This window comes from Janthinobacterium sp. UMAB-60 (genome assembly GCF_900095235.1).
GTDB lineage: Bacteria > Pseudomonadota > Gammaproteobacteria > Burkholderiales > Burkholderiaceae_D > Janthinobacterium.
This window is the reverse complement of sequence record NZ_LT607484.1, coordinates 16,317-40,738: the sequence shown is the minus strand read 5'-3', so window position 1 is coordinate 40,738 and position 24,422 is coordinate 16,317. Positions and strand designations below refer to the sequence as shown.

The window sequence follows — 24,422 nt, the reverse complement described above, 5'->3', positions numbered from 1 at the left end:
ACGTGCCGTGGCTGCATTCTTGCCGACGATGACACGCAGCAAACACAGCAAAGCTCCAGCGCATGAGGTGGCCACCATCGATTTTCCCGTGGTGGCCATCGGCGCTTCCGCCGGCGGTCTCGACCCGATTGTCGCTTTCCTGACCCATGTGCCGCCGGATAGCGGCATTGCCTATGTGGTGATCCAGCACCTGGATCCCACACAAAAAGCCATGTTGCCGGAACTGCTGCAGCGCGCCACCAGCATTCCCGTCACGGAAATCACGCAGCGCGCCGCACTGCAGCCGAACCATATCTATGTGATCCCGTCCAATGCGGACCTGGGCCTGTCCAAGGGACACTTTGTGCTCAGCGAGCCGCTGCAGCTGCGCGGACACCGCCTGCCCATCAATGCCTTTTTCGAAAGCCTGGCGGCCGAGCTGGGCGAACTGGCCGTGGGCGTGATTCTGTCCGGCATGGGCAGCGACGGCACGCGCGGCTTGCAGGCCATCAAGCAGGCCGGTGGCCTGACCCTGGCCCAGCATCCCGATACGGCCAAGTTCGACATGATGCCGCAAAGCGCGATTTCCGCCGACGCGGTGGACCTCGTCGATTTTCCCGACAAGATGCCGGAAAAGATCGTCAGTTACCTGTTTCGCAGCAGCTTCCTGGCGGTGCCGGGCAAGGAGCCGAGCGGACGCAATGCATTGCAGGAAATTATCGCCTTGCTGTCCGAACATACGGGCAACAGTTTTTCAGACTACAAGATCAATACGGTGCTGCGCCGCATCGAGCGCCGCATGAGCTTGTACCAGATGACGTCGATGGAAGAGTACATTCCCTATCTGCGTAACAATCCCGTCGAAATCGATTTATTGTTCAAGGAATTGCTGATCGGCGTGACGAATTTTTTCCGCGACCCGAAAGTGTGGGAGTACCTGAAGATGGTGGTGGTGCCGCAAATGCTGGCGGCCCACCCGGACGGGCGCGCCTTCAAGGCCTGGATACCGGCCTGTTCCACGGGCGAGGAAGCGTATTCGCTCGCCATGGTGTTCCATGAAGTGGTGGCCAGCAGCAACCCGCCGTCGAAATACAGCCTGCAGATCTTTGCCACCGACCTGTCGGCCGACGCCATCGACCGCGCGCGCCAGGGTCGTTTTCCGCCAACGATCAGCAGCGAAGTGTCGACCGAGCGCCTGGAACGGTTTTTCTTGCAGGACAAGAACGACTACCTGGTCAGGAAAGAGATCCGCAACATGATCATCTTTGCCCAGCAAAACATCATTTCGGACCCGCCTTTCACCAAGCTCGATATCCTGTGCTGCCGCAACCTGTTGATTTACCTCAATGCCAAGCTGCAACAGCGTTTGATTCCCCTGTTTCATTACGCCTTGAACCGCGATGGCGTTTTGCTGTTGGGCAGCGCCGACACGCCCGGACATTTTTCCGAGCTGTTTTCACCGCTGACCACATCGACCCGGCTGTACCGTCGCCTCGACAACCTGGCGCGCCAGCGTTTGCTGACATACTTTCCCACGAAGGTATCGTCGGCCACTCCTCCTCCCCCCAGCGACACGAGAGACGTCAGCATGCCCGGAAAAATCCAATCCCATGTCGAGCAATTATTGCTCCAGAAATATTCGCCTGCGGCCGTGCTGCTGAACCAGGATGGGGATATCCTGTACATCAACGGCCGCACGGGCGCCTTCCTGGAACCGGCGGCTGGCAAGGCCAACTGGAATATCCACGCGATGGCGCGCGAGGGCTTGCGCTACGAGCTGGCGGGCCTGATCACGCAGGCGCTGCAGAGCGACAGCCTGGTACGCCTGACGGGCCTGGTGTTCAAGGATTACGCAGGACTGGCGCAGGGCGTGGACTTGACGGCGGAAGCCTTGCGCCAGCCCGAAGCGCTCTGCGGCATGGTCTTCGTCACGTTTGCCAGCGTGCCGCTGGCAGCGACGCCGCGCCGGGGCCGCTCGTCGAGCCCCAAGATGCTGGAGCTGGAGCAGCAGCTGATCCAGGCGCGCAATGAAATCCAGGCCGTGCGCGACGAAATGCAGACCTCGCGCGAAGAGCTCAAATCGGCCAACGAGGAATTGCAGTCGACCAATGAAGAACTGCAATCGGCGAACGAAGAGCTGACGACGTCGAAGGAAGAGATGCAGTCGCTCAATGAGGAGTTGTACACCGTCAATGCCGAGCTGCAATCGAAGGTCGATGATTTGTCGCTCGTCAACAGCGACATGAAAAACCTGCTCAATAGTACCGATATCGCCACCATTTTCCTCGACAGCGAGCTGCGCATCCGCCGTTTCACTGCGCCGGCCACGCAAATCTACAAGCTGATCCAGACGGACTTGCGCCGCCCGCTCAGCGACATCGTCAACGACCTGGCCTACCCGAACCTGGAAGCGGACGCACTGGAAGTGATCCGCAGCCTCGTGTTTTGCGAACGGCAAGTGGAAACCAAGACGGGACGCTGGTACAACGTGCGCATCATGCCGTACCGCACGATCGAGAATGTGATCGATGGCGTGGTGGTGACCTTCATCAACATTACTGAATCGAAACTGCTGGAAGCCCAGTTGCGCCAGATCCAGTCCGGCGCCGCGGCAGACGGGAAAGCGGGAGAGAGCGCGTCATGAGCGAACCATTCGACGACGGGGGCGGGCCGGCCAGGTTGCGAGAGCAAGCCGAGCAATTGGCGGCGCAGCAGCGCCAGTCCGTAGCGCCGCCGCAGTCGAATGAAGAGGTGATGCGCCAGCTGCATGAATTGCAGGTCAGCCAGATCGAGCTGGAAATGCAGAGTGCGGCCCTGGCCGAGCTGGAACAGCTGAAGAATGAGTTTGAAAGCAGCCGCGACCGTTATGCGCAGCTGTATGAACAGGCGCCCGTCAGCTATTTTTCGCTGGCGCGCGAGGGCGTCATCACGCGTGTCAACGTGGCGGCCTGCGGCTTGTTGCAGCGGGACAAGAACCAGCTGCTGGGACGGCACTTCGAGCAATTCGTCGCGCCGCAGGCGCAAGGTAGCTTCCGCCGCTTCCTCGATGCCGTCTTTACCAGCGGCGCGCGCCAGGTGCTCGAGGCGCAATTGTTCCAAGGCGAAGCGGACGGCATGGGTGGCATGGTGCGCATCGAAGCCAACGTCGACGCGGCCAGCGCCACGGCGCGCATGCTGGTGACGGACCTGGGCGACGAGCATGCGCGCGAATCGGCCTTGCGGCGCGCCTTCGTCATCCTCGACAGCATACGCGAAGGCGTGCTGGTGACGGACAGCGCCAACCGCATCATTTCCGTCAACCCCGCCTTCACCACCATCACCGGTTACCAGGCGGAGGAAGCCATCGGGCGCGATCCGTCCTTCCTCGGCGGTGGCACGCATTTGCCGCATTTTTATGAAGCCATGTGGCGCAGCCTGCACCAGGATGGCAGCTGGTATGGCGAACTGGTGAACCGGCGCAAGAATGGTGAGCGCTTCGTCGAATCGCTGTCGATCACGCCCATGCGCAGCCCGGACGGCAGCATCAGCCACTTTGTCGGCGTGTTTTCCGATATCACGGAACGCAAGCTGGCCGAAGCGGACTTGCGCGAACTGCACCGCGAACTGGACCAGCGCGTCATCGACCGCACGGCCGAATTGCTGCGCGCCAATCAGCATCTGCAGCTGGAAGTGCAGCAGCGCGAGCGGGCACAGGAAGCCTTGCGCGATGCCGAGCGCTTCTTTCACGCCACCATCGATTCGCTGACGGACCGGGTGCTGGTGCTGGACCAGGCGGGCAGCCTCGTGCATGCCAACCAGGCGTGCCTGGCCTTCGTCGGGCACACGCCACGGCCGCTGCAGTACCTGGAATTCTGCGAGACGGACCCGCGCTGGCAGCGCAGCGCCGGACGCGAGCTGTCCGCCGGCATCCGCGCCGTCATTGCCGGCACGGCCGACACGTTTGCGCTCGAGTATGAATTTACCACGCGCACAGGCCCCCGCTGGTCGCAGGCCAGGATCAGCCGTTTCCTCGGTGAAGGGCCGCTGCGCGTGGTGGTGGCGCACACGGACATTACCGAGCGCAAGCTGATGGATGGCGCGTTGCGCCAGTCGCATGCGCAGCTGCGCCAGCTGGCGCTGCACCTGGAAACGGCCAAGGAAGACGAGCGCAAGCGCATTTCGCGCGATATCCACGATGAACTGGGGCAAAACCTGCTGGCGCTGCGCATCGATATTTCCATGCTCAGCGCGCGCACGGAAGGTTCCCATCCGCGCCTGCACCGGCGCGTTGGCGCCGTGCTCAGCAATGTCGACACCACCATCAAGAGCGTGCGCGGCATCATGAACGAGCTGCGCCCGATGGCGCTGGACCTGGGCTTGCAGGCCGCCATCGAATGGCAGGTGGGTGACTTCCGCAAGCGCAGCGGCGTCGTTTGTCGCCTGCTGATACGCGACGAGGCCCTGTTTGCCGCCATCGGCAGCCAGGTCGAGATCGTGCTGTTCCGCATCGTGCAGGAAGCGCTCAGCAACGTCATGCGCCATGCGCAGGCCAGCCAGGTCGAGATCGAACTCAGTTCGGATGCCTGCGCCGTGTATGTGGTCATCAGCGACAACGGCATCGGCATCACGCCGCAGCAGCAGCGCAAGAAGCAGTGCTTTGGCCTGATCGGCATTGCCGAACGCGTGACGGCGCTGGGCGGCCACTTCGAGGTGGGCATGCCGGCCTCGGGCGCCGGTTGCCGTTTGTCCCTGCAGATTCCCTTGCCGGGAGCGGGGCGGCCGGCCGCCTGATACGGAAATTGCAATGGGTTAATTTTTTGCCGACCCGGCCCCCTTGGACAGGCTATACTTTCGCCTGCTTTTTATGGAGGAGCATATCTTGTTCAAGACAATCGTTTTACCAGTCGCCTTGTTGGGCGCGTTCGCCGGCGCACACGCCGACGAAGGGCAGTGGCAACCACACCAGCTGCCACAGCTGAAAGCCGAACTGAAACGGGTCGGCATCGAAATTCCTGCGGAAAAACTGGCCGACCTGAGCAAGCACCCGATGAGCGCCATCGTCTCGCTGGGCGGTTGCTCGGCCGCTTTCGTCTCCGACGCGGGCCTGGTGGTGACGAACCACCATTGCGCGTATGGCGCCGTGCAGCGCAATTCCACGCCGGAACACAATTACATCACCAACGGCTTTCTGGCCAAGACGCGCGCCGCAGAGCTTCCGGGCGGTCCGAACAGCCTCGTGTATGTGACCGACAAGGTGGAGAACGTCAGCGAGCGCGTACTGAAAGGCTTGACGGCCGACATGAGCGGCCGCGCGCGCCACGAAGCGGTGGAAAAGCGCGTCAAGGACTTGATCGCCGAATGCGAAACGGACAAGATGTACCGCTGCTCCGTGCCCGCCTTCCACCGCGGCCTCGAGTACTACCGCATCCGCCAGATGATGATACGCGACGTGCGCCTGGTGTACGCGCCATCGGACAAGATCGGCAACTTCGGCGGCGACATCGACAACTACGAATGGCCGCGCCACACGGGCGATTATTCGTTCCTGCGCGCCTACGTGGGCAAGGACGGCCGTCCGGCCGACCCGTCGCCCGACAACGTGCCGTATAAATCGAAGGACTTCCTGGTGGTCTCGGCCGAAGGCTTGAAGGCCGGCGACGGCATCTTGCTGGCGGGCTACCCCGGCCGCACCAGCCGCTACAAGCTGCCGGCGGAAATCCGCTTCGCGCGCGATACGGCCTTCCCCCTGAAAGTGTCCGAACTGCAAGCCGATCTGGCCGTGATGGCCGATGCGACGCAGGGCGACGCCGCCTCCGCGGTGCGCTATGCGAGCGTGGTGAAAAGCATCAACAACGTGCTGAAGAAAACCCAGGGCTTGCTCGACGGTTTCGCGCGCAAGGACATTGCCGCCATCAAGGACGTGCAGGATGCCGAATTCCGCGCCTGGTACGCCAAGCAGCCGAACGTGTCGGCTACCCTGCTGGCCGAACTGGACGCGGCGATCGCCAGCGACATGGCCCTCAGCGAAGAAGAGTTCGCCTGGTCCGTGGCCACCAACAGCGATCTGCTGAAAAGCGCGCGCACCGTCTACCGTTTGTCGCTGGAGCGCCAGAAAGCGGACGCCGAGCGCGAATCGGGCTTCCAGCAGCGCGACCTGGCCTTCATCAAGGCCCGTCTGGCCCGCCTGGAACAGTCGTATGTCAACAAGGTCGACCAGGCGCGGTTTGAGGCGGGTCTGAAGCGTTACGCGCAACTGGCGGCGAAGAGCCATCCGCAAGGCCTGGACGCGCTGCTGCCGGCGCCAGCGGCCGTGGCGGCCCTGTACCAGCAGACGCAACTGGCTGACACGGCCAAGCGCCTGGCCTGGCTGGAAAAGGACCAGGCTGCCGTGGACCGGTCCGACGACGCCTTCATGCAGCTGGCCGTCAAGTTGCAGCCGGTGGAAGCGGCGCTGGAAGAGCGCCGCAAGGAAATCGACGGCAACCTGGAACGCGTGATTCCGCAATACATGCAGGCTGTGATTGCGTGGAAAAAGTCGCAAGGCAAGCCGGTGTATCCTGACGCCAACTCGACCCTGCGCGTCACCTACGGCACGGTCTCGCCATACTCGCCGCGCGATGGCATCACCAAGGGACCGTTCACGACCGTGGAAGGGATCGTCGAGAAAGTTACGGGCAAGGCCCCGTTCGAAGCGCCGCAAGCGCTGCTCGACGCCGTCAAGGAAAAACGCTACGGCCAGTTCCGCGATCCGGTGCTGGGCACGGTACCCGTCAACTTTTTGACCAGCGCGGACACCACGGGCGGCAATTCCGGCTCGGCCGTGATGAACAAGCGCGGCGAGCTGATCGGCCTGAACTTCGATTCCACGTATGAATCGATCACCAAGGACTGGTACTTCGACACGGCCATCACGCGCGCCATCCACCTCGACATCCGCTACATGCTGTGGGTGATGCAGGAAGTGGACCATGCGGATAACTTGCTCAAGGAAATGACGATCAAGTATCCGAAAGCTGCCAAGAAGTAAGCTTCAACTTCAGCTTGCCCCAGCGCAAAGCCGCATCCGCCCCAGGGCCGATGCGGCTTTTTACGTATGGGCAACTGGTTTGCGTTCCATCAATATGCCAGCGTCCGCCATGGTTAGCATGGACCAGGGAAACTATCCGAAGGAGGCAATATGGATGATGGCGAGCTGGCAGCTGATCTGGCGCGTCTTTTCGGAGCGGGCTGGCGAACCCAGGACAGCCGTTTGCTGCGCATGGATTTTCCGCGCGAGGACGGTCCGCCCGATACCGTGCTGCTGGTCAACAGCTTGCGGGCACACGAGGAAATGTCACGCGACTTCCGCTTCGACGTCGAACTGCTGTCCGACAATCTCCACGTTCCCCTGACAGCGATGATGGGACGCATGGTCACGATTTCGATGGTGCGCGATGACGGCGGCTTGCGCCATTTTAATGGTTATGTCGGCGAATTTCGCCTGTTGCGCAGCGATGGCGGTTTCGCGTTCTACCAGATGGTGCTGCAACCCTGGCTGGCGTTTTCCAGGCTGCGCATGGACAACGTCTCGTTCCACGAACGCACGGTCATCGACATCAGCGAAACGACCTTCGATCATTATTTGCAGCGCGACTGGCAAAACCGGCTGCATGAGGAAAAAGCGATATTAAGCTGCGCCAACCAGCATAATGAAACTGATTACAACCATCTGCACCGGCGCTGGGAAGACCAGGGTATCCATTACTGGTATGAACATCGCGCCGATGGCCATACGCTCTGTTTGGGCGACAATACCTGGCTGAGCGAAAGCATCGATCCAGGCGACGGCGATGCCAGCGAAGCCGACGAGATGGTGTTTCGCAGCGACGCGGGCTCGCTGGAGCACGACGGCATACGCGATTGGCAGCCAATACGGAAGATCGCGTCAGGCTCGCTCACGCTGGCCAGCTTCAACTACAAGCATCCGTATGCCAGCCGCGCCAGCGGCTATGCGCTGCACCAGCAGGGCGACGTGTTTGCCCATGAACTGTATCAAAACACCGGCTATGGCTATGCCGACATGGGCGACGGCGAAGCGCTGGCGCAACGCCGCCTGGAGGCGCAGAACTGCCAGGCGCAATACTTCGAAGCTGGCGGCAATCACCGCTGCGCTCAGGCCGGGCGCAGTTTCACGCTGGGCGGACACTTCAGCGGCAAGCAAGCCATGCCGGCCAGAGGTGAAGCGGCGCGCCCGGACATCGGCTCGCGCGAATACCTGATCCTGTCGGTCGATCATATCGCCAGCAATAATTACCAGGCAGGCACGGGCGCGAAGTCGCAGTATGAAAACCGTTTTAGCTGCATCCGCAAGAGCATCCGCTGGTATCCGGGGCGGCAGTTCAACAGCATGCCTTGTACCTTGCCCGGCGTGCAGACGGCGATCGTCACCGGGCCGGCAGGCGAAACCATCCATACCGACGCACTGGGCCGGGTGAAGGTGCAATTCCACTGGGACCGGCTGGGCAAGTTCGACGCGGGCAGTTCGCCATGGATCCGGGTCATGACGCCATGGGCGGGCCAGGCCTTCGGCCAGATCGCGTTGCCGCGCATCGGCCAGGAAGTGCTGATCCAGTTTCTCGACGGCAATATCGACCGTCCCGTCATCGTCGGCGCGGTGTACAACGGCAACCATGCGCCGCCGTGGAATTTGCCGGGGCAACGCGTACTGGGCGGCTGGCGCAGCGCCGAGCTGATGCCTGGCGGCGGCTACGGCGTGCGCGGCAACCAGTTGGTGCTCGACGATACGCACCAGCGCATCCAGGCGCAACTGAAAAGCGATCATCAGCACAGCCAATTGTCGCTCGGCTGCATCAGCCGCATCGAAGACGCCAGCGGGCGCAAGGATGCGCGTGGCGAGGGCTGGGAACTGGCGTCAGACGCCTGGGGCGTGGCGCGCGCCGGCCGTGGCATGTTGCTGACCACCGAGGCGCGCCCTGGCGCCGCCTCGCATATCAAGAGCATGGATGAAACCTTGCGCCGGTTGGCCGAGGCTGCTGAGCGGCACAAGGCGCTTGCCGCCCTGGCGCAGCATTATGGCGCGCAAGAAAGCACCGACCAGCAGGGTGCCGCCGCCGATGTGCTCAATGCCCAGCATGCCGCGATCAAGGGCGGTGCCGGCAGTGGCGAAAACGCATTTTCCGAATTGTCGAAGCCGCATCTGGTGCTGGCCAGTCCGGCCGGTATCGAAACAACGACCGCGCAATCGACGCACATCGCCAGCGCCGAGCACACGGCGCTGACGACCGGGCGCGACCTGTCGCTGGCGGCCGGCGGTGGCCTGTTCGCCAGCATCGGCGCGGCGCTGCGCCTGTTCGTCCACAAGGCCGGCATGAAACTGATCGCCGCAGCTGGCCCGGTGCAGATCGCGGCGCAAACCGATGCGGTCGATATCGTCGCCAACAAGGTTCTGGAATTGATCAGCCAGGCCGACTGGGTGAATATTCGCGGCCGCAAAGGCGTGCGCCTGCATGGCGCCAATTGCATGCTTGAAATTAGCGACAAGGTCCAGTTTTTTACCGCGTCGCCGACGCTGTTCCATGGAAACCTGGAAACGCTGGCGCCCAAGAACCGGCCGCAACCGGAGCTGGAGCCGCCCATCGCGCCGGTAGCGGGGCAATTGCAGCATACGATACAGGCCCATGCGGATGGCGGCCAGTACGCCAATGTGCCGTACACGCTGTACAACGGGGAAGCCGAAGTCGAGCAAGGCCTGACCGACGAATTCGGCCGCATCCTGATCGCGCATCAGGACGGCACGCCGCGCTACCGTGTCGTCCTTGGCAATGGCGAAGAGTTTTCATTGCAGGCGAGCGCACGCTTCGACCCGAACGCGGCGCCGGACGGCGAACACAAGCTGTCGAACCGCGGTTTGCGCGCATTCGACGATACCGCCGATGGCCGCGGGGTTCAATGATTCACCACACTGACAGGAGAGCGCCATGCCTGAATCGAGCGGCCGCATCGAAACCACCCACATCGACGAAGTCGGACGGACTGCGACCAGTTCGCTCCAGTGGCTGCTGGAAAACCGCAATCTGAAGGGCAAGGCCAGCCACCCGATCACGCACAACAACAAGCTGACACTGTTCATTTGCGGACAGGAAGGGTTCGCCGACATCGCCGGCGAGATCGCCAAGGCTAAACATTCGATCGACCTGTGCTGCTGGGGTTTCGACCCGGGCATGGAACTGGTGCGCGGCAACAGCGCCACCTGGCCGCGTGGCGACACGTTTGGCGACTTGCTGATCGCCGCCGCACGGCGTCACGTCAGGGTGCGCCTGCTGATCTGGTATGACCGGCTCGGTTCGCCGATAGCGCGCACTATGCCGGGGTATTCGCATGACGCCTCATCATGGAAAGCCGATGGACAGCGCTTTGATGACATCAGCGCAAAAGCCAGCCTGGCGATGTTGCACGATGCGGTCCAAAACAAGAAACATGTTTTAGGCAACGGTTATTGGGGCGAGTACGTCCGGCCCGAGTATATTCCGATGATGGCGCGTCAAGAATATTGTTACAGCTGGTATGCTGCCGCTTTCAAGGGCCTGTTCGGGGGGCTGGAAATTCGTTTGCGGCACGGCGACAGCGCCGCGATCAGCAAGAGTATCGCGACCGAAATAAACCAGCCGCACGGCTTGACGATGGGGGAAATTGAAAAGCCCGGCATGCAATACCTGGGCACGCATCATCAGAAGCCGGTCCTGATCGATTTCGCCCACGAAGAGGGAGCCAAGGCCGTCGGTTACGTGATGGGACTGAACTCGGTGACCGATTATTGGGATACGACGGCCCATCTGCTCGACGATACGCGCCGCGAACAGGGCGGTGTCAACGAGCGGCGCGAGTGTTTGCAGGGAATGGCCGCGGACGGCGGCTTCGCCACCTTGAAGCCCTATCAGGATTACGCCTGCCGCATCGACGGCGGCCGTGCGCTCATCGCGCTCTACAACAATTTTGTGAAGGCATGGGACCGCGCTATCGACGACCGCACGCGTTCGGCTTCCACCGACTGTGTTAGCCGGGAGTTGCCATGTGGCAGCCCACCGGCGCGGTTGTTGCGCAATGCCGGGCCGGACGACTCCACCGTGCAGATCGTCCTGACGCAGCCCGAGGAGCAAGACAAGACGATCAAGGAAACCTACTTTCGCGCCGTGAGCCAGGCCAGCCTGGCGGCCGGCTACCTGTATGTGGAAAACCAGTATTTCCAGTATGAAGATTGGGCGCGGCATTTGCTGGCCGAGCGCAAGAAGGTGGTCGCCGCCTGGAAGGCCGGCAGTGTCAAGGCGGGCAAGAGTCTTGAAGATATGCCGGTCATGCACGTGTTCATCGTCATCCCGGTACCCGAACGGGCGCAGATGGTGCCGCGCACCCACGACACGCTGGCGGCGCTGGGGCAGCACGCTGGCATGACGGGGCAAAACACCATGATCGACGACTATAACAAGCAGCCGAAAACCCGGCGTGTCAGGGCAGGATTCGGCATTTCCACCGAGGCGGAAGTCCAGTTGCCCGACGTGGTGCAGCATTCCAACGGCATCAAAAAACCCGGCGCGATGACGCTCGAAAGCGAATTCGGGCTGAAGGTATCGGTGGCCATGCTCAATGTCAGCGCGTTTGACAAGGACCGCTGGCGTTACCGTGAAATCTACATCCATTCCAAATTGATGCTGGTCGACGACGTGTTCATGACCTTGGGCAGCGCCAACCTGAACCAGCGCAGCATGGCCGTCGACAGCGAAATCAATATCGCCACCATCGACCACCGCGTGGCCCGCGATTTGCGCAAGCGGGTGTGGCGCATGCATAGCGGCGGATTGGTCGATGGCGGGGGAGGGACGAAGGCGGAGATTGTGGATGCTTTTGAAAATTGGGTGGAGCTGATGGGAGAAAACCGCGGCAGGAAAAAATCTGATTCTGCAAGTGCGGACGACAAGAAAATGACCGGTTTTTTGCTTCCCTTGGAAGATAGACGCAGTTCCACGATACGTTTGGGGTGAGCATGAAAAAGTATAAAAATTTACCCCTTCCCCTGCCTTTTTTTATCTTGGCAGTTTTCCTGATTTTCACTTTAGGCGCCTGCAAAATGTCAAACGACACGAAAGAAGTCCTGCCGCGCAACCAAAGCCTGCCACTTTTCAATCCGCATGTCGCGGATTTTATCTGTGAAACCGAGGCGAGCAAGGTGCCGCCCATCGATGCGCAAGCTGAGGACTGGTTTCTCGAAGCGCGCGCCATGGAAGACCCTGAAATTTTCGTGGAAGACCGCGATTACAAAAAAATTGTCGATCTGACGCGTCAAGCGGCAGAGCGATTGCACTGGAAGGCGATGCTCAATCTGGCCAGCCTGTATGTGGAAGGGCGCGATCCCTTGCATGGAGAGGAAGAAGCGGTGCAACTGGTTGAAAAGGCGATGCGGCTCGGGATATCGGCGGCATATGACCGGATGGGGACGTATTACGCGAATGGCACGGGTGTCAACGGCGACATCACGCGTGCCTATGCCTTCTGGCAAAAGGCAGCACAGATGGGTAATCCTCAAGCGATGGATTTTTTGTCAGATAAACTAAATGTGGGTCCTGCAAATGAGGGCGCAGGGTATTGGGCTAATATTCCTGTTGCAATAAAAATGATGGAATGTGCATTTTCCCAAGGGTACGGACCAGTTGCATATAATTTGTCTTACATGTATGCCTCCCCGAGAATGGCCTCAGGGAGAGTTAGCGGGCCGCGTACGCCAGAAACTAAAGCACTTGCTCTTAAAGTTCTACATGAGGGAGTAGCATTCGGCTGCGAAAAGTGCGCAAACAAACTCAAGATTGAATTCGGAGATCCGTTTGATCTTGCAAATATGCTGGTTCCGTATATTGATAAGGCGCGAGCGGAACGTTACGGCGTACTTAGTCGTGCCCTCGGCTTCAACCCCAATCGCCGCTTCCCCAACCTCGATAAAATCTTGCCATTGCCACCGGCTGATCTGCCGCCTTGGGATGGTCAACGAAAAAGCCTGCTTGACGCGGCAATGGGCGTCCGTCCGCCGCCAGCCATCCCGCAGGCTAGCGCCGCCTCGCTGTTACAAAAACCGTATTTCCTGGCCGCCGACTATGCGCTGCACCCTGCCGGCTTGCACAGCGATGCGCCGACTGCGCCATTTTCCGCATACTGGCAACCGGCCGCTGGGCAGGGTTTGACGGAGCCGGCCCGGCTGTTCCGTAAAGACGAAGAGTTCCGCCATTTCAGCGTGCTTGATGCCGCTGGCAAGATCCGTTATGGCCCCGTGACATGGGAGCAGTGCCTGACGATACGGCACAACCATGGGGCAGTGGAACCGCGCGCGGCGCGCGGCTTGCTGCGCGAGGTGGCGCGGCCCGAGCCTTTGTTGAGCTGTGCTTGCGGGCAAGCCTGTCCCGTCAGCGGCGTCTGGCAACCCTGGGTAGCGGTCGACCATCCGCTGCAGGCCATCGTCAACCAGTACTGGCGCCAGGCGTGGCTGACCCAGGGCGCGTCGTTCCCGCGACCGCGCCGCGACTGGCTGCTGGACTTGCCAGACGACGACGTGACGTGGCATTTGATGGATGTGTCCATTGCAGGCCCCGGCTAACGCTTAACGCTCACGATATCTCGCATAACGAATATGTACAGGACGGCGACAAATCATCGCCGCCGTCCGCCATGGCCGGGCGGCCACTGATCAGCAGCATCACGTAAGAAATAGTTTCTATCTGCATATCCGACCTGGCCTCGGCTCCCTAGGCAGGTGCGGTTTTTTTCGCGGCGTTCGCGACGAAGGGTTGTATTGACTCGCCGGTTTGTGGTCTCCGCATCACCCGCACCGTACACGGGGCCGCCGCCTGCTGTTTCAGAAGCGCCACGTATAATTCCTCGCACTATCCACCGCTATTTTTTCGACAGGCCCCCCATGCCCCAGACTCCCGATTTGCCGCCGGATTGGCACGCGTTTGAAACGGCCTACGACGTCGAGGCAACCTGGTTCAGGCTGGCCAACGCCTCGCTGGCGCTGCTGGGCGCGTCCGCTTTCAAGGATCAGGCATTTTCAGCCTTTGCCTTCAATGCCGTATCGTTTCCATCCATTTCGCTGAGCTTTGACACCGATCCCGATAACCGGCAGCGCGATGACTATCCTTCGGACTGGTCGAACGAGTGCATGGAAGCCGATGTGCCGGAAATCGGGCAATTATGGGAGGAAGGCCACGCAAGGATCGAAGGCGCGCTGAGCGAGCTGATCGACGCGGCCGATGACGAGTTGCTCTGCGCCATCGAGGAAGGCTATCTGCACAGTCTGAGGAAAACCATGGTGCGGCTGGAAACGCGCCATGCTTTCGAGCAGATCAAGACATGCGCGCCGTTCTGGACCGTGGTCACGCAAGTCGATGCCGATACGGATGAAGAGGAGCGCCTGCTCGAGCAGGTGCGCCAAGGCTTTCTGGCGTGAGCGCCATATCAGGGCTTGCCAGGCCCTGACTTCTGCCTGCCCATAACTGAGTCAATTCGACTGTATTGCGGTTGTCCCGCCTGGCAAGGCCGCCTGCCGCAGCGCCTCCACCGGCAACTGAAAAAAGCGCGGCACCATGGCCGGCGACAGCGCGTCGCCGCCGTCCGCCATGGCCAGGCGACCGCTCAGCAGCAGCATCACGTAGCCGTGGCCCAGCGACCAGCCGGCGCTGGCGGCGGCCTTGTCCCAGCGCGCATCGAGACCCGCTTCGCGCACGGCCGCGCCGGCCGTCTGCAATACGTACTGAAAGCACGCTTGCGCCGCTTCCTGCAGGGCGGGGAACTGGCGCACGTCCTGGTGCTCGAACATCAGCCGGTAGTGGGCGGGCGCGGCCAGGGCGAATTCGATGTATTGCTGGCCCAGCAGCTGAAAACGCTGCTCGGCGGGCAGGCTGCCCGGCGGCGGCAGTTCTGCCTCCCATTTGGCGATCAGGCTGGCGAAGCCGGCCGCCGCCACGTCGGCCAGCAAGGCTTCCTTGCTGGGGAAGTGGCGGTACACGGCGGCGATCGATACGCCCACCGTGCGCGCCAGTTCGCGCAGCGACAGGGCGGCGTCGTGCTGCTGCGCCAGTTGCGCGATGGCGGTGGCGACCAGGGTGTCGCGCAAGTTGCCGTGATGATAGGTGCTCGTTGTTGTCATTCTATGTTATCGCTGTTCACATTGTCGTGTATGATGGCCATGTTATCACTGAATACATGGAGAGCACATGCAAGAGATGAACATCGCCGTCCGCGCCGTGGCCTTGCCGCCCGGCGCCAGCATCGCCCCGTTGTACCCGGGCAGCAACCTGGCCGATGCGTATGCCGTCGACCTGCCGACTGCGCGCGCCCGCGAGCTGGACATGGAAAGCCTGGCGCGCCAGCTGCTGGGCAGCCAGCCGGGCTGGGCGCGCAAGCTGATGGTGCTGCGCGACGCCATCGTGGCGCGCTTCGGCATCAAGACGGCCAGGCAGATGGAAGCGCGGCCCGGCAAGCGCATCGGCATCTTTCGCATCTTTGCCGTCAGTGACGACGAAATCATCGTGGGCGAGGATGACAGCCACCTTGATTTCCGCATCTCGGTGCTGCGCAACCGGGGCACGGGGCGGCATGGCAGCGTCACCGTGGCCAGTGTCGTGCATTGCCACAACTGGGTGGGGCGCGCCTACATCCTGCTGATCCGGCCTTTCCACAAGCTGATCGTGCGGCGTTCGCTGGCGCGCGCCGTCAAGGGGGGCTTTGCCTGAGGGGAAAGGGGCGTGACGGCGCGGGCAATCTTGCTTATTCATGGCCGGTATTGCATACTGCGCCACCAGCCTCATCACGATTCCCATGAACGATACGCTTCTCCTGCTGGGTTTTGCCACCACGCCGCTTGAACTGATTTCCTTTGTCCTGGCACTGACAACCGTTGCGCTGAATATCCGCCAGAACCACTGGGCGTGGCTGTTCGCCATCATTTCCTCGGCCGCCTACGGTTTCGTCTTTTTCGAGTCGCGCCTGTATGGCGACATGGCCTTGCAACTGCTGTTCATCAGCGTCTCGTTCTGGGGCTGGTACCAGTGGCTGCATCCGGCCAGCGGCGGCAAGACGCTGCCCGTCACGCGTCTGAATGGACGCGGCTGGCTGGCCTGCGCCGCGGGCTGGCTGATCGGCTTCCTGCTGATTGCCTGGCTGCTGACGACGACGGATACGGACGTGCCGCATGCGGATGGTTTCCTCACGGCAGGCAGTCTGGTCGGGCAATTCCTGTTGTCGCGCAAGAAACTGGAAAACTGGATCGCCTGGATCGTCGTCGATGTGCTGTATGTCTGGCTGTACCTGCACAAGGGCCTGACCCTGACGGCCGTGCTGTATGGCTTCTTCGTCGTGATGGCCATCATCGGCTTGCTGGCGTGGAAAAAGTCGGCGCCGGCCGCGCCCGACGCGATGGTCCTCAAGTGATGGCGCCTTGCGTGCGCGTGGCGATCCTGGGCGCGGAATCGTCGGGCAAGTCGACCCTGGCGGCCGCCCTGGCCGAGTGCTACGGCACCGTCTGGGTGCCTGAGTATTTACGTGAATTCGTAGCAACGCAGGGCAGGGTGCCTGTGGCGGAAGACCAGTATGGGATTGCGCGTACGCAAGTCGAACGCGAAGCGGCAGCCGCCGCGCAAGCCCGGAACTATCTGTTTTGCGATACGACACCGTTGATGACGGTGGTCTACAGCCGCCATTATTTTGATGGCGCCGACGCGCAGCTGGCGGCGCTGGCCGATGCCACGCAGTACGACGTGACGTTGGTGACGGCGCCCGACAGCCCGTGGGTGGCCGACGGCTTGCAGCGCGAGTCGGAAGCCGTGCGCCAGTTGATCTACCGCTACCTGCTCGACGAGCTGGACGCGCGCGGCATCGCCTACCACGTGCTGCGCGACAGCCTGGAGGCGCGCCTGGAACAGGCGGCGCCTTTGCTGCGGCAGGCGCTTGCCGCGGCGCCTGCCATTTCCCTCAATTAAAAGTCGAACTGCGCCGATACCTTGAACGTGCGGCTGGCGCCCGGGAACAGGTAGCCGCCCGCTTCCGGCGTCACGTCGCGCCAGTAGAACTTGTCTGCCACGTTGTTGACGGTGGCGCGCAGCACGGCTGTCTTGCCGGCAATGCGCGTGGCGTAGGCGGCACCCAGGTTGAACACGTTGTACGACGGCACGAAAGTCGTGTTGTTGTACTCAAACGCTTTCTTGCCCGCATATTCCCAGCTGCCATTCACGCTCAAGCCCGCCACCTGTTGCACGGCGTAGTCCGCATGCACGGCCGCCTTGAACGCGGGCACGTTCGGTACGCGCTTGCCATCGTAATTCGCATCGCCCGTGCCCGACTGCTGGCTGTTCAGGGCCGTCACGGATGCGCCCAGGCTCAGGTTGGTTGTTGCCTTGCCCTGGGCCGACAATTCCAGGCCACGGTGCTGGGCCTGGCCATTGCGGACGAAATAATTCTCGGCATTGACATATTCGAGACCTTTGCGTATCTGGAACAGGCTGGCCGCCAGCATGAAGTCCGGCGTCACATCCATTTTCACGCCCAGTTCGATCTGCTTCGAGCGGCTCGGCGTCAGCTCCACGTTGGCGTTTTCCTCATAGATGCTGGCCGTGCCGCCATGTTCCATACCTTGCGAGTAGGCCGCATACACGGACACATTGTCGAGCGGGGTGTAGACGAGCGACACGTTGGGCAGCAGGAAGTCGTGCTTGGCGCGGATTTCCGTGTCGGCCTTGAGCACATACTGGTAGCCGTCGACATTGATATGGCGCAAGCCGCCATGCAGCTTCCAGTTCGGCGCCAGGCTGACGATGTCCTGCACGAACACGGATTTTTCCTTGTCGTCGCGCACCAGACGCACGGGGCCAGTCGAAGCCGGCGATGGTGCAACGATGACAGGGCGGTAGATATTGCTGATGCCCACTTCCTTATACACGTACTTGCCGGCGCGGTCCTTGCGGTTGAAATACGACACGCCCACCGTGACTTCATGGCGCAGGCTGCCCGTGGCGAACTTGCCCTGGATCATGGCTTGCGCGCTCAGCGGTTTTTTCGTCTCGCCCAGGCTGCGGAAGTCCCACACGGAGAAATCGCCATTGCTGCAGAACACCGGGGACTCGCCTTCCGGGCTGCAACCATACGGGTAGGCCGTGTAGTCGTCGCGCTTGAACGAGTGCTGGTTGGCGGACAGGGTGGCGTGCCAGTCCTCATTGAAGGCGTACTGGAAGCGCAGGCCCAGGTTGCTGGTGACCGTTTCCACCGGGTGCGTCCACGGTTGCTTGTTGAGCATGGCGTCGGCGCTGACGTTGGCCGGCAGGTTGCCGTTGCTCAGCAGCTGGAAGCCGGGCGCCGTCACTTGCGCCTTGTCCTGGTAGTCGGCATCGAGCTGCAGCAGCGCCTGCGGCGAAATCTGCCAGTCGAAGGCGCCGGAAATGAACTTGCGGTTGCCATCGGCGCCCTGGATGTAGGAGCGCAGGCGTTCGGCCGCCACGTTGACGCGGTAGCCGAATCGCGTGTCTTCCAGGCGGCCGCCCAGGTCGACGGCGCCGTACAGGGTGCCCCGTTCGCGCGCTTCCACGGTGACGGTGCGCAATGGCGTGTTCGTCGGGCGCTTGACGATGAAGTCGATCACGCCACCGGGCGCGGCCACGCCCGCCTGCAAGCCGGCCAGACCCTTCAGCACTTCGATGCGTTCCTTGTTTTCCAGCGGAATTTGTGTGTCGCCAGGAATGGCCACGCCATCCTTGCGGTAGCTGGAGTTCGTATCGAGCTTGAAGCCGCGGATGGTGAACTGTTCTGCATAGCCGACGGCGTTGTAGGAATCGTTGATGCTGGCGTCGAGCTTGACGGCGTCGCTGAGATTGCGGATCTGCAAGTCCTGCATGTCTTTCTGCGAAATGACGGTGACGGACGCGGGTGTTTGCAGCAGCGGCGCGTCGCTAAAGCCGCCCACGGAGGCGCGCTTGGCGGCCGGCGCCTTGCTGGCCGTGACGACGACTTCGGCCATGCTTGGCGTGTCGGCCTGCGCTTCGGCGCCGTCATGCGCGGCCAGGGCGGGCGCGGCAAACGCGTGCAGGATGGCCAGGGTCAAAACGGAAACAGATAAATTCGGTGTGGACATAGAATGCTCGTGGTTCAAGCCGCCTCTTGGGAAAGAGCACGGCAGGCTGCTTGTTCGGCTGGCGCCAACGCAGGAGCTATCAAAGGAGGGAGGTACTTTGCGCTTTCCTTCGCTGGCATTATCCAGATCAGGTACGAAGGGTATCTCTCACCCGGATGACTGCTCCAGGACCCCTAGCGAAATGACAGCTTAGCATGAAGCACGGCCAGCTGTCCCGCTGGCCGACCGTTTTACAACAGTGTGGTGCGAATCTACAAACTGAGTTCCAGCACCTTGCGGCTGACGGCGGGCGTCACCTCGCGCTGTTCGCCCAGCGCCGTCATGCCGTGCGCTTCCAGGGCGGCGACGACGGCGTCCACGCTGGCATGGTTCAGGCCGTAGTCGGCCAGGCGCGTCTTGACGCCCATGTGGCGGAAGAAAAATTCCGTGCGCGCGATGGCCGCCTCGATGCGGCCATCCTCGTCGCCGCCATCGAGGCCCCAGACGCGGGCCGCGTATTGCAGCAGCTTGGCGCGCTTGGCCTGCTTGCGCACGCGCAACATGCTGGGCAGGATAATGGCCAGGGTTTGCGCATGGTCTAGCTCGTACAGGGCCGTCAATTCGTGGCCGATGGCGTGCGTGGACCAGTCTTGCGGCACGCCCACGCCAATCAGGCCGTTCAAGGCCAGGGTGGCGCTCCACATCACGTTGGCGCGCACGTCGTAGTCGTCCGGGTGCGACAGGGCTTTCGGGCCTTCCTCGATCAGGGTCAATAAAATGCCTTCGGCGAAGCGGTCCTGCACGGACGCGTTCACAGGGTAGGTCAGGTACTGTTCCATCACATGCGCGAACGCATCGACGACGCCATTGCCCACCTGGCGCAGCGGCAAGGTGAACGTTTTCGACGGATCCAGCACGGAAAATTTCGGGTATACCTTGCGGCTCATGAACGAGCGCTTTTCCTGCGTGGCCTTGCGTGTGATCACGGCCGAGCCATTCATTTCGGAACCCGTGGCCGGCAAAGTGAGCACCGTGCCGAAGGGCAGGGCGGCCTCGACGATCTTGCCGCCTTTCGCCAGGATGTCCCACGCCTCGCCCTCATGCAGGGCGGCGGCGGCGATGAACTTGGTGCCATCGACCACGGAACCGCCGCCGACGGCCAGCAGGAAATCGATGCGCTCGCTTTTCACGAGGGCCACGGCCTGCATCAGGGTTTCATAGCTGGGATTGGGTTCGATGCCGGCAAATTCGAGCACCGTGTGGCCGGCCAGCGCCGCCCTGACTTCATCGTAGACGCCGTTGCGCTTGATGCTGCCGCCGCCGTAGGTCATCAGGACCCGCGCCTGCGGCGGGATCAGGCCGGCGATGGCGGCGATCTGGCCCTGGCCGAAGAGGATTTGCGTCGGATTGTAAAAGTCGAAATTGAACATGGGGCTCCCGCTGCCGAGGTTTAGGCTGTTGCTGAGCCATGATTATGGCCGAACGGGTGAAATCGTGTCGTGGACGCTTGAGCTTTTCGCCCGCGCGGTGGAGAATGCAGCCGATGTCACCACCACGCGAAAAGGAATGCGCATGACCACCGTCCCACTGGAAGAATCGGGCTTGCCGGCCACGGCACTCGACATGCACCGCGCCATCGGCGCCACCATCGCCGCGCTGCACGCGCTGGACTTGAACAGCCAGCGTTTCGAGGCGTGCACGGACCCGGAACTGCGCCGCGTGCTCGCGCATGCGGGCGACACCAGCCGCAAGGAAGCGGCCATGCTGCTCGAATGGATGCGCCGCCGCGACGCGCGCCTGGACACGGCCATGAAGGAAGCGTTGTTCAAGGCGGGGCCGATTGTTGCCCAGTATCACTATGACGAGAAAATAGTGTAACTATTGGTTTGTTGCTGTGGCGTACCATGCGCCACATTCGTATCGTTTCGCGTAGACTGTGCCCCGAACACGATTTTGGGGGAGTTTGCAACGATGAGATCATTACCATACCGAGAAGGCAGCTGGTTTGCCGTGCCCCTGCCGGGCGGCGGCTATGCCGTCGGCGTGGTGGCGCGCCGGGCCCCTGCCGGGCGCATCATGCTGGCGTATATGTTCGGGCCGAAGCGCGACAGCCTGCCTGCGCTGGAAGACCTGGAAGGCTTGCGGCCGGAACAGGCCGTGCGCCGCCTGCGCACGGGCGACATGGCCCTGCTCAACGAGCGCTGGCCCCTGCTGGGCGACAGCCCCCACTGGGAGCGCGATGCCTGGCCCATGCCGGCCTTTATCCGCCGCAATGAATCCTTGCAACGCGCCTGGCGCGCCAGCTATGCGGATGCCGATCCTGCCAAGCTGAACCGTGAGGAATCGATCCCCTTCGATACGCCGGGCATGGAAAGCGATTCCCTGTATGGCTACGGGGCGACGGAATTGTTGATGAATAAATTGCTGGCGCAGGAAGCGGCGTCGGTTTGACGTCATTGAACGGCACGCCTGTGCCGTTCGTTTACGCCGCTGGCAAGCTGATCTGAAACGCCAGGCCGCCGCCTTCGCGGTTGCGCACCTGCAATTCGGCGCCGTGGCGCAGCAGCACGCGGTCGACGATGGCCAGGCCCAGACCGGCACCGTTGGCTTGCCCGCGCGCCGTGTCGAGGCGGGTGAACGGTTTCATCAGTTGCTCGATCTTTTCCGTCGGCACGCCTGTGCCGTGGTCTTGCACCTCGATAATCACCTTTTTCGCGCCGTGACTGGTGCGCAGATGGCAGGCGATATCGATTTCCGTCACGTCGCTGCCCGGCGTCTTGCCATAGCGGCGCGCATTCTCGATCAGGTTGTTCAGCACGCGGCGCAAGTCGGTGGGGTTGCCCATCGCATGCGCGCCTTCGGCGATGCTGGCGTTGATCTTCACGTCCGGCAAGCGCATCGCTTCGCGCGTCATGTCGAGCAGCAAACCGCTCAAGTCCACGTCCGTAAAGCTCGACGTTTCCGTCGGCTTGGCGTAGTCGAGGAACTGGCCGATGATGGCGTCCATCTGCCCGATATCGGACTGGATGCCTTCGCGTGCCTCGTCCGACAGGTTGGCCATTTCCACTTCCAACTGCATGCGCGCCAGCGGCGTGCGCAAGTCGTGCGAAATGCCGGCCAAAATCACGGCGCGGTCCGATTCCACCTGTTTCAAATCGTCGACCATCTGGTTGAAGCTGCGGTTCGCCTCGATGATTTCGATCGGACCTTTTTCCGGCAGCGGCGCCGGCTGCTTGCCCTTGGCGATGTCGCGCGCGGCCGCCGTCAAACGCGACAGCGGTAAATTGATCAGGCTGGAAATGATGGCCGCGCCCAGCAGCGACAGCAGAGACACCAGGCTGGCCCAGCCCAGCCACTGGAAGCCCGTCAGGCCGCGCAGGCGCTCGCGGTCCAGCATCAGCCAGTACTCGTCGTCATCGATCTTGAAGCTGACCCAGAAACCGGCCACGCCGTTGACGCGCGCGGAAAAGCGCGTGTCCTTGCCCAGCTTGGCTTTCACCTGCGCCTCGATCTCGGGCATCAGGTAATTGTCGGGCGGCGGCTCGATGCGGTCGTCCTCTTCCAGCGAGAAGATGCGGATGCCTTCATTGCTGACGAGGTCGAACAGCAACTCGCGCCGCAGCTCGGGCGCCGAGTGCGTGAGGGCCGCATGCGTGATGGTAACGACGGAAATGATCTGGGCGGAAATCTGCTGCGCCTGCGGCTCGCGCTGGATGACGGAAATCATCCCGATCCAGGTGATCATGCTGACCGTGGTCAAGGTGCCGAGCAGCAAAAAGGTGCGCCAGAACAGGCCGCTTTTCAGCCGCGCCAGGCTGATATCGGGAACAAGCTTCATCATGCCTCGCCTGCGATCAGCGCGGCTGTCCGTCCGGGATGAAGACGTAACCGAGGCCCCACACGGTCTGGATGAACAGCGGGCTCGACGGGTCTGGTTCGATCAGTTTGCGCAGGCGCGAGATTTGCACGTCCAGGCTGCGGTCGAACACTTCGTATTCGCGGCCGCGCGCCAGTTCCATCAGTTTTTCGCGCGACAGCGGCTGGCGCGCATGGCGGGCAAACACTTTGAGTACGGAAAACTCGCCCGTGGTCAGCGGCACCGTTTCGCCATTCTTTTTCAAGGTGCGCGTGCCCAGGTCCAGCACGAAGTCGCCGAATTCGAAGGTTTGCGGTGTTTCCGACGGTGCGCCCGGGATTTCATCGGGACCCTTGCGGCGCAGCACGGCGCCGATGCGGGCCACCAGTTCGCGCGGGTTGAACGGTTTTGGCAGGTAGTCGTCGGCACCCATTTCCAGGCCCACGATGCGGTCCACGTCCTCGCCCTTGGCCGTCAGCATGATGATCGGCGTCTGGTCGCCCGCGCCGCGCAGGCGGCGGCAGATCGACAGGCCGTCTTCGCCGGGCAGCATCAAATCGAGCACCAGCAAGTCGTAGCGTTCGCGCAGCCACAGCTTGTTCATGGCCGTCGCGCTCTCTGCCGTGAAGACATTGAAACCCTGTTCGGTCAGGTAGCGGCGCAGCAGGTCCCGCAGGCGCACATCGTCATCAACCACCATGATTTTTGCCTGGTGGCCGTGGATCGATTGCGTAGTCGTGTTGCTGCCGGAAGTGGAGGTTGTGGTCATTTAAGGTGTCGTGTTATCTTATATTAGTTGCTATAGTAACGCCTCGCGCGGCGTCGGCAAGGGGGTATGGCGACCCATTACAAAGTGTTACAAACTTTACCCAATTACTCTTACTGCACCGTGTAAAGCATCATACACTGGGGCCACAGTGGAAATCAGCTTTAAGTTTATACGGCATCGCGGAAGAGGAACTCAATGAATATCTTTACTAAAAAAATTCACACCGCTCCCAGCGCAGCTATTGCCGCACGTACGACTGTGCTGTCCGCATTCGCCGTTTGCTCCGTGTTTGCCGCCAGCCTGGCGCTGGCACAAAACCAGCCGCCGCCACGCCGTGACGACCAGCCGCAAGTGCAGGCCCAGCGTTATGAGCAGGTACAGCGCAGCAATAGCAATAGCAATAGCAATGATACGCGACTGCGCGAACAGCGTGACGCACGCAGCTTCGACACGCGTGCCGAAGAGCAGCGTCGCGCCAGCGAAGGCGCCGACGCCTCGCGCCGCACGGGCCGCATGACGCCCGACGAGCGGCGCGACCTGCGCCGCCAGATCAATGAAGTGGGGCAGGATATTTACTCGAATCCGCCGCGCCGCTAGTTACTTGGGCATCGCGCACCCCATCCGACAGGGCCATCTCGCAAGACATGGCCCTGTTGGCATCTGGCAAGCACATTTTTGCCGAGTCGGGCACATCGCCACGC

The 24,422-nt window shown here is 61.9% G+C and carries 18 protein-coding genes and 1 riboswitch; of the genes, 13 read left to right on the top strand and 5 right to left on the bottom strand.

The window, feature by feature from the left end; translation table 11 throughout:
- Window positions 1-28 precede the first annotated feature (28 nt).
- The 7 genes from K0F86_RS06020 (at window position 29) to K0F86_RS05990 (ending at window position 14,446) form a co-directional block, all read left to right on the top strand.
- Entirely contained in the window at window positions 29-2,623 is a 2,595-nt protein-coding gene (locus K0F86_RS06020; RefSeq protein ID WP_219133546.1) for a chemotaxis protein CheB, read from the top strand.
- Window positions 2,620-4,749: a PAS domain S-box protein gene (locus tag K0F86_RS06015; protein WP_257572007.1), complete on the top strand. Its 2,130-nt coding sequence runs from the start codon at window positions 2,620-2,622 to the stop codon at window positions 4,747-4,749. Before K0F86_RS06020 ends, K0F86_RS06015 begins: the two co-directional genes overlap by 4 nt.
- Window positions 4,750-4,837: 88 nt before the next feature.
- Window positions 4,838-6,985 carry a S46 family peptidase gene (locus K0F86_RS06010; protein WP_374197266.1) on the top strand — a complete coding sequence of 716 codons (2,148 nt, stop codon included), beginning with the start codon at window positions 4,838-4,840 and terminating at the stop codon, window positions 6,983-6,985.
- Window positions 6,986-7,135: 150 nt separating this feature from the next.
- Complete coding sequence (locus K0F86_RS06005; RefSeq protein WP_219133542.1) at window positions 7,136-9,910, top strand: type VI secretion system Vgr family protein; 2,775 nt, start codon at window positions 7,136-7,138, stop codon at window positions 9,908-9,910.
- A 25-nt stretch (window positions 9,911-9,935) separates the two neighbouring features.
- The gene (locus K0F86_RS06000) at window positions 9,936-11,993 is read left to right on the top strand and encodes a phosphatidylserine/phosphatidylglycerophosphate/cardiolipin synthase family protein (protein WP_219133540.1); all 2,058 of its coding nucleotides are present in this window, start codon (window positions 9,936-9,938) and stop codon (window positions 11,991-11,993) included.
- A 2-nt stretch (window positions 11,994-11,995) separates the two neighbouring features.
- Window positions 11,996-13,594, top strand: a complete 1,599-nt coding sequence (locus tag K0F86_RS05995) for a tetratricopeptide repeat protein (protein WP_219133538.1) — start codon at window positions 11,996-11,998, stop codon at window positions 13,592-13,594.
- A 318-nt stretch (window positions 13,595-13,912) separates the two neighbouring features.
- On the top strand, window positions 13,913-14,446 hold the full coding sequence (locus tag K0F86_RS05990; RefSeq protein ID WP_219133536.1) for a hypothetical protein: 534 nt from the start codon (window positions 13,913-13,915) through the stop codon (window positions 14,444-14,446).
- Window positions 14,447-14,497: 51 nt separating this feature from the next.
- Here the strand turns inward: K0F86_RS05990 and K0F86_RS05985 are convergent, their stop codons facing one another.
- On the bottom strand, window positions 14,498-15,145 hold the full coding sequence (locus tag K0F86_RS05985; protein ID WP_219133534.1) for a TetR/AcrR family transcriptional regulator: 648 nt from the start codon (window positions 15,143-15,145) through the stop codon (window positions 14,498-14,500).
- Window positions 15,146-15,212: 67 nt separating this feature from the next.
- Between K0F86_RS05985 and K0F86_RS05980 the strand changes: the two genes are divergently transcribed.
- The 3 genes from K0F86_RS05980 to K0F86_RS05970 all read left to right on the top strand — a co-directional run bounded on the left by K0F86_RS05980 (window position 15,213) and on the right by K0F86_RS05970 (window position 16,976).
- Window positions 15,213-15,731, top strand: a complete 519-nt coding sequence (locus K0F86_RS05980) for a DUF2867 domain-containing protein (RefSeq protein ID WP_219133532.1) — start codon at window positions 15,213-15,215, stop codon at window positions 15,729-15,731.
- An 85-nt stretch (window positions 15,732-15,816) separates the two neighbouring features.
- Window positions 15,817-16,428, top strand: a complete 612-nt coding sequence (gene pnuC / locus K0F86_RS05975; RefSeq protein WP_219133530.1) for a nicotinamide riboside transporter PnuC — start codon at window positions 15,817-15,819, stop codon at window positions 16,426-16,428.
- Window positions 16,428-16,976 carry an AAA family ATPase gene (locus K0F86_RS05970; RefSeq protein WP_219133892.1) on the top strand — a complete coding sequence of 183 codons (549 nt, stop codon included), beginning with the start codon at window positions 16,428-16,430 and terminating at the stop codon, window positions 16,974-16,976. Before pnuC ends, K0F86_RS05970 begins: the two co-directional genes overlap by 1 nt.
- On the opposite strand, the gene K0F86_RS05965 is transcribed toward K0F86_RS05970, so the two are convergent.
- Both K0F86_RS05965 and K0F86_RS05960 read right to left on the bottom strand, forming a co-directional pair.
- Window positions 16,973-19,117 (bottom strand): TonB-dependent siderophore receptor, encoded by a 2,145-nt coding sequence (locus tag K0F86_RS05965; protein WP_219133528.1) that lies wholly within the window; start codon window positions 19,115-19,117, stop codon window positions 16,973-16,975. The genes K0F86_RS05970 and K0F86_RS05965 overlap by 4 nt on opposite strands.
- A gap of 87 nt (window positions 19,118-19,204) precedes the next feature.
- Window positions 19,205-19,302, bottom strand: a riboswitch (TPP riboswitch).
- A gap of 66 nt (window positions 19,303-19,368) precedes the next feature.
- A complete protein-coding gene (locus K0F86_RS05960) occupies window positions 19,369-20,526 on the bottom strand; it encodes an iron-containing alcohol dehydrogenase (protein WP_116745052.1) in 1,158 nt (385 codons plus the stop codon).
- Between the two features lie 142 nt (window positions 20,527-20,668).
- Here K0F86_RS05960 and K0F86_RS05955 point away from each other — a divergent pair, with 142 nt between their 5' ends.
- The gene (locus K0F86_RS05955) at window positions 20,669-20,974 is read left to right on the top strand and encodes a hypothetical protein (RefSeq protein ID WP_243136503.1); all 306 of its coding nucleotides are present in this window, start codon (window positions 20,669-20,671) and stop codon (window positions 20,972-20,974) included.
- 93 nt (window positions 20,975-21,067) lie between these two features.
- Window positions 21,068-21,547, top strand: coding sequence for an Imm26 family immunity protein (locus K0F86_RS05950; RefSeq protein WP_219133526.1), 480 nt, complete (start codon window positions 21,068-21,070; stop codon window positions 21,545-21,547).
- 31 nt (window positions 21,548-21,578) lie between these two features.
- Here the strand turns inward: K0F86_RS05950 and K0F86_RS05945 are convergent, their stop codons facing one another.
- Complete coding sequence (locus K0F86_RS05945; protein ID WP_219133525.1) at window positions 21,579-22,937, bottom strand: sensor histidine kinase; 1,359 nt, start codon at window positions 22,935-22,937, stop codon at window positions 21,579-21,581.
- A gap of 13 nt (window positions 22,938-22,950) precedes the next feature.
- A complete protein-coding gene (gene ompR, locus K0F86_RS05940) occupies window positions 22,951-23,652 on the bottom strand; it encodes a two-component system response regulator OmpR (protein ID WP_223278807.1) in 702 nt (233 codons plus the stop codon).
- Window positions 23,653-23,916: 264 nt separating this feature from the next.
- On the opposite strand from ompR, the gene K0F86_RS05935 reads away from it, so the two are divergent.
- Window positions 23,917-24,318 (top strand): hypothetical protein, encoded by a 402-nt coding sequence (locus K0F86_RS05935; RefSeq protein ID WP_219133524.1) that lies wholly within the window; start codon window positions 23,917-23,919, stop codon window positions 24,316-24,318.
- The last annotated feature ends 104 nt before the right edge of the window (window positions 24,319-24,422 follow it).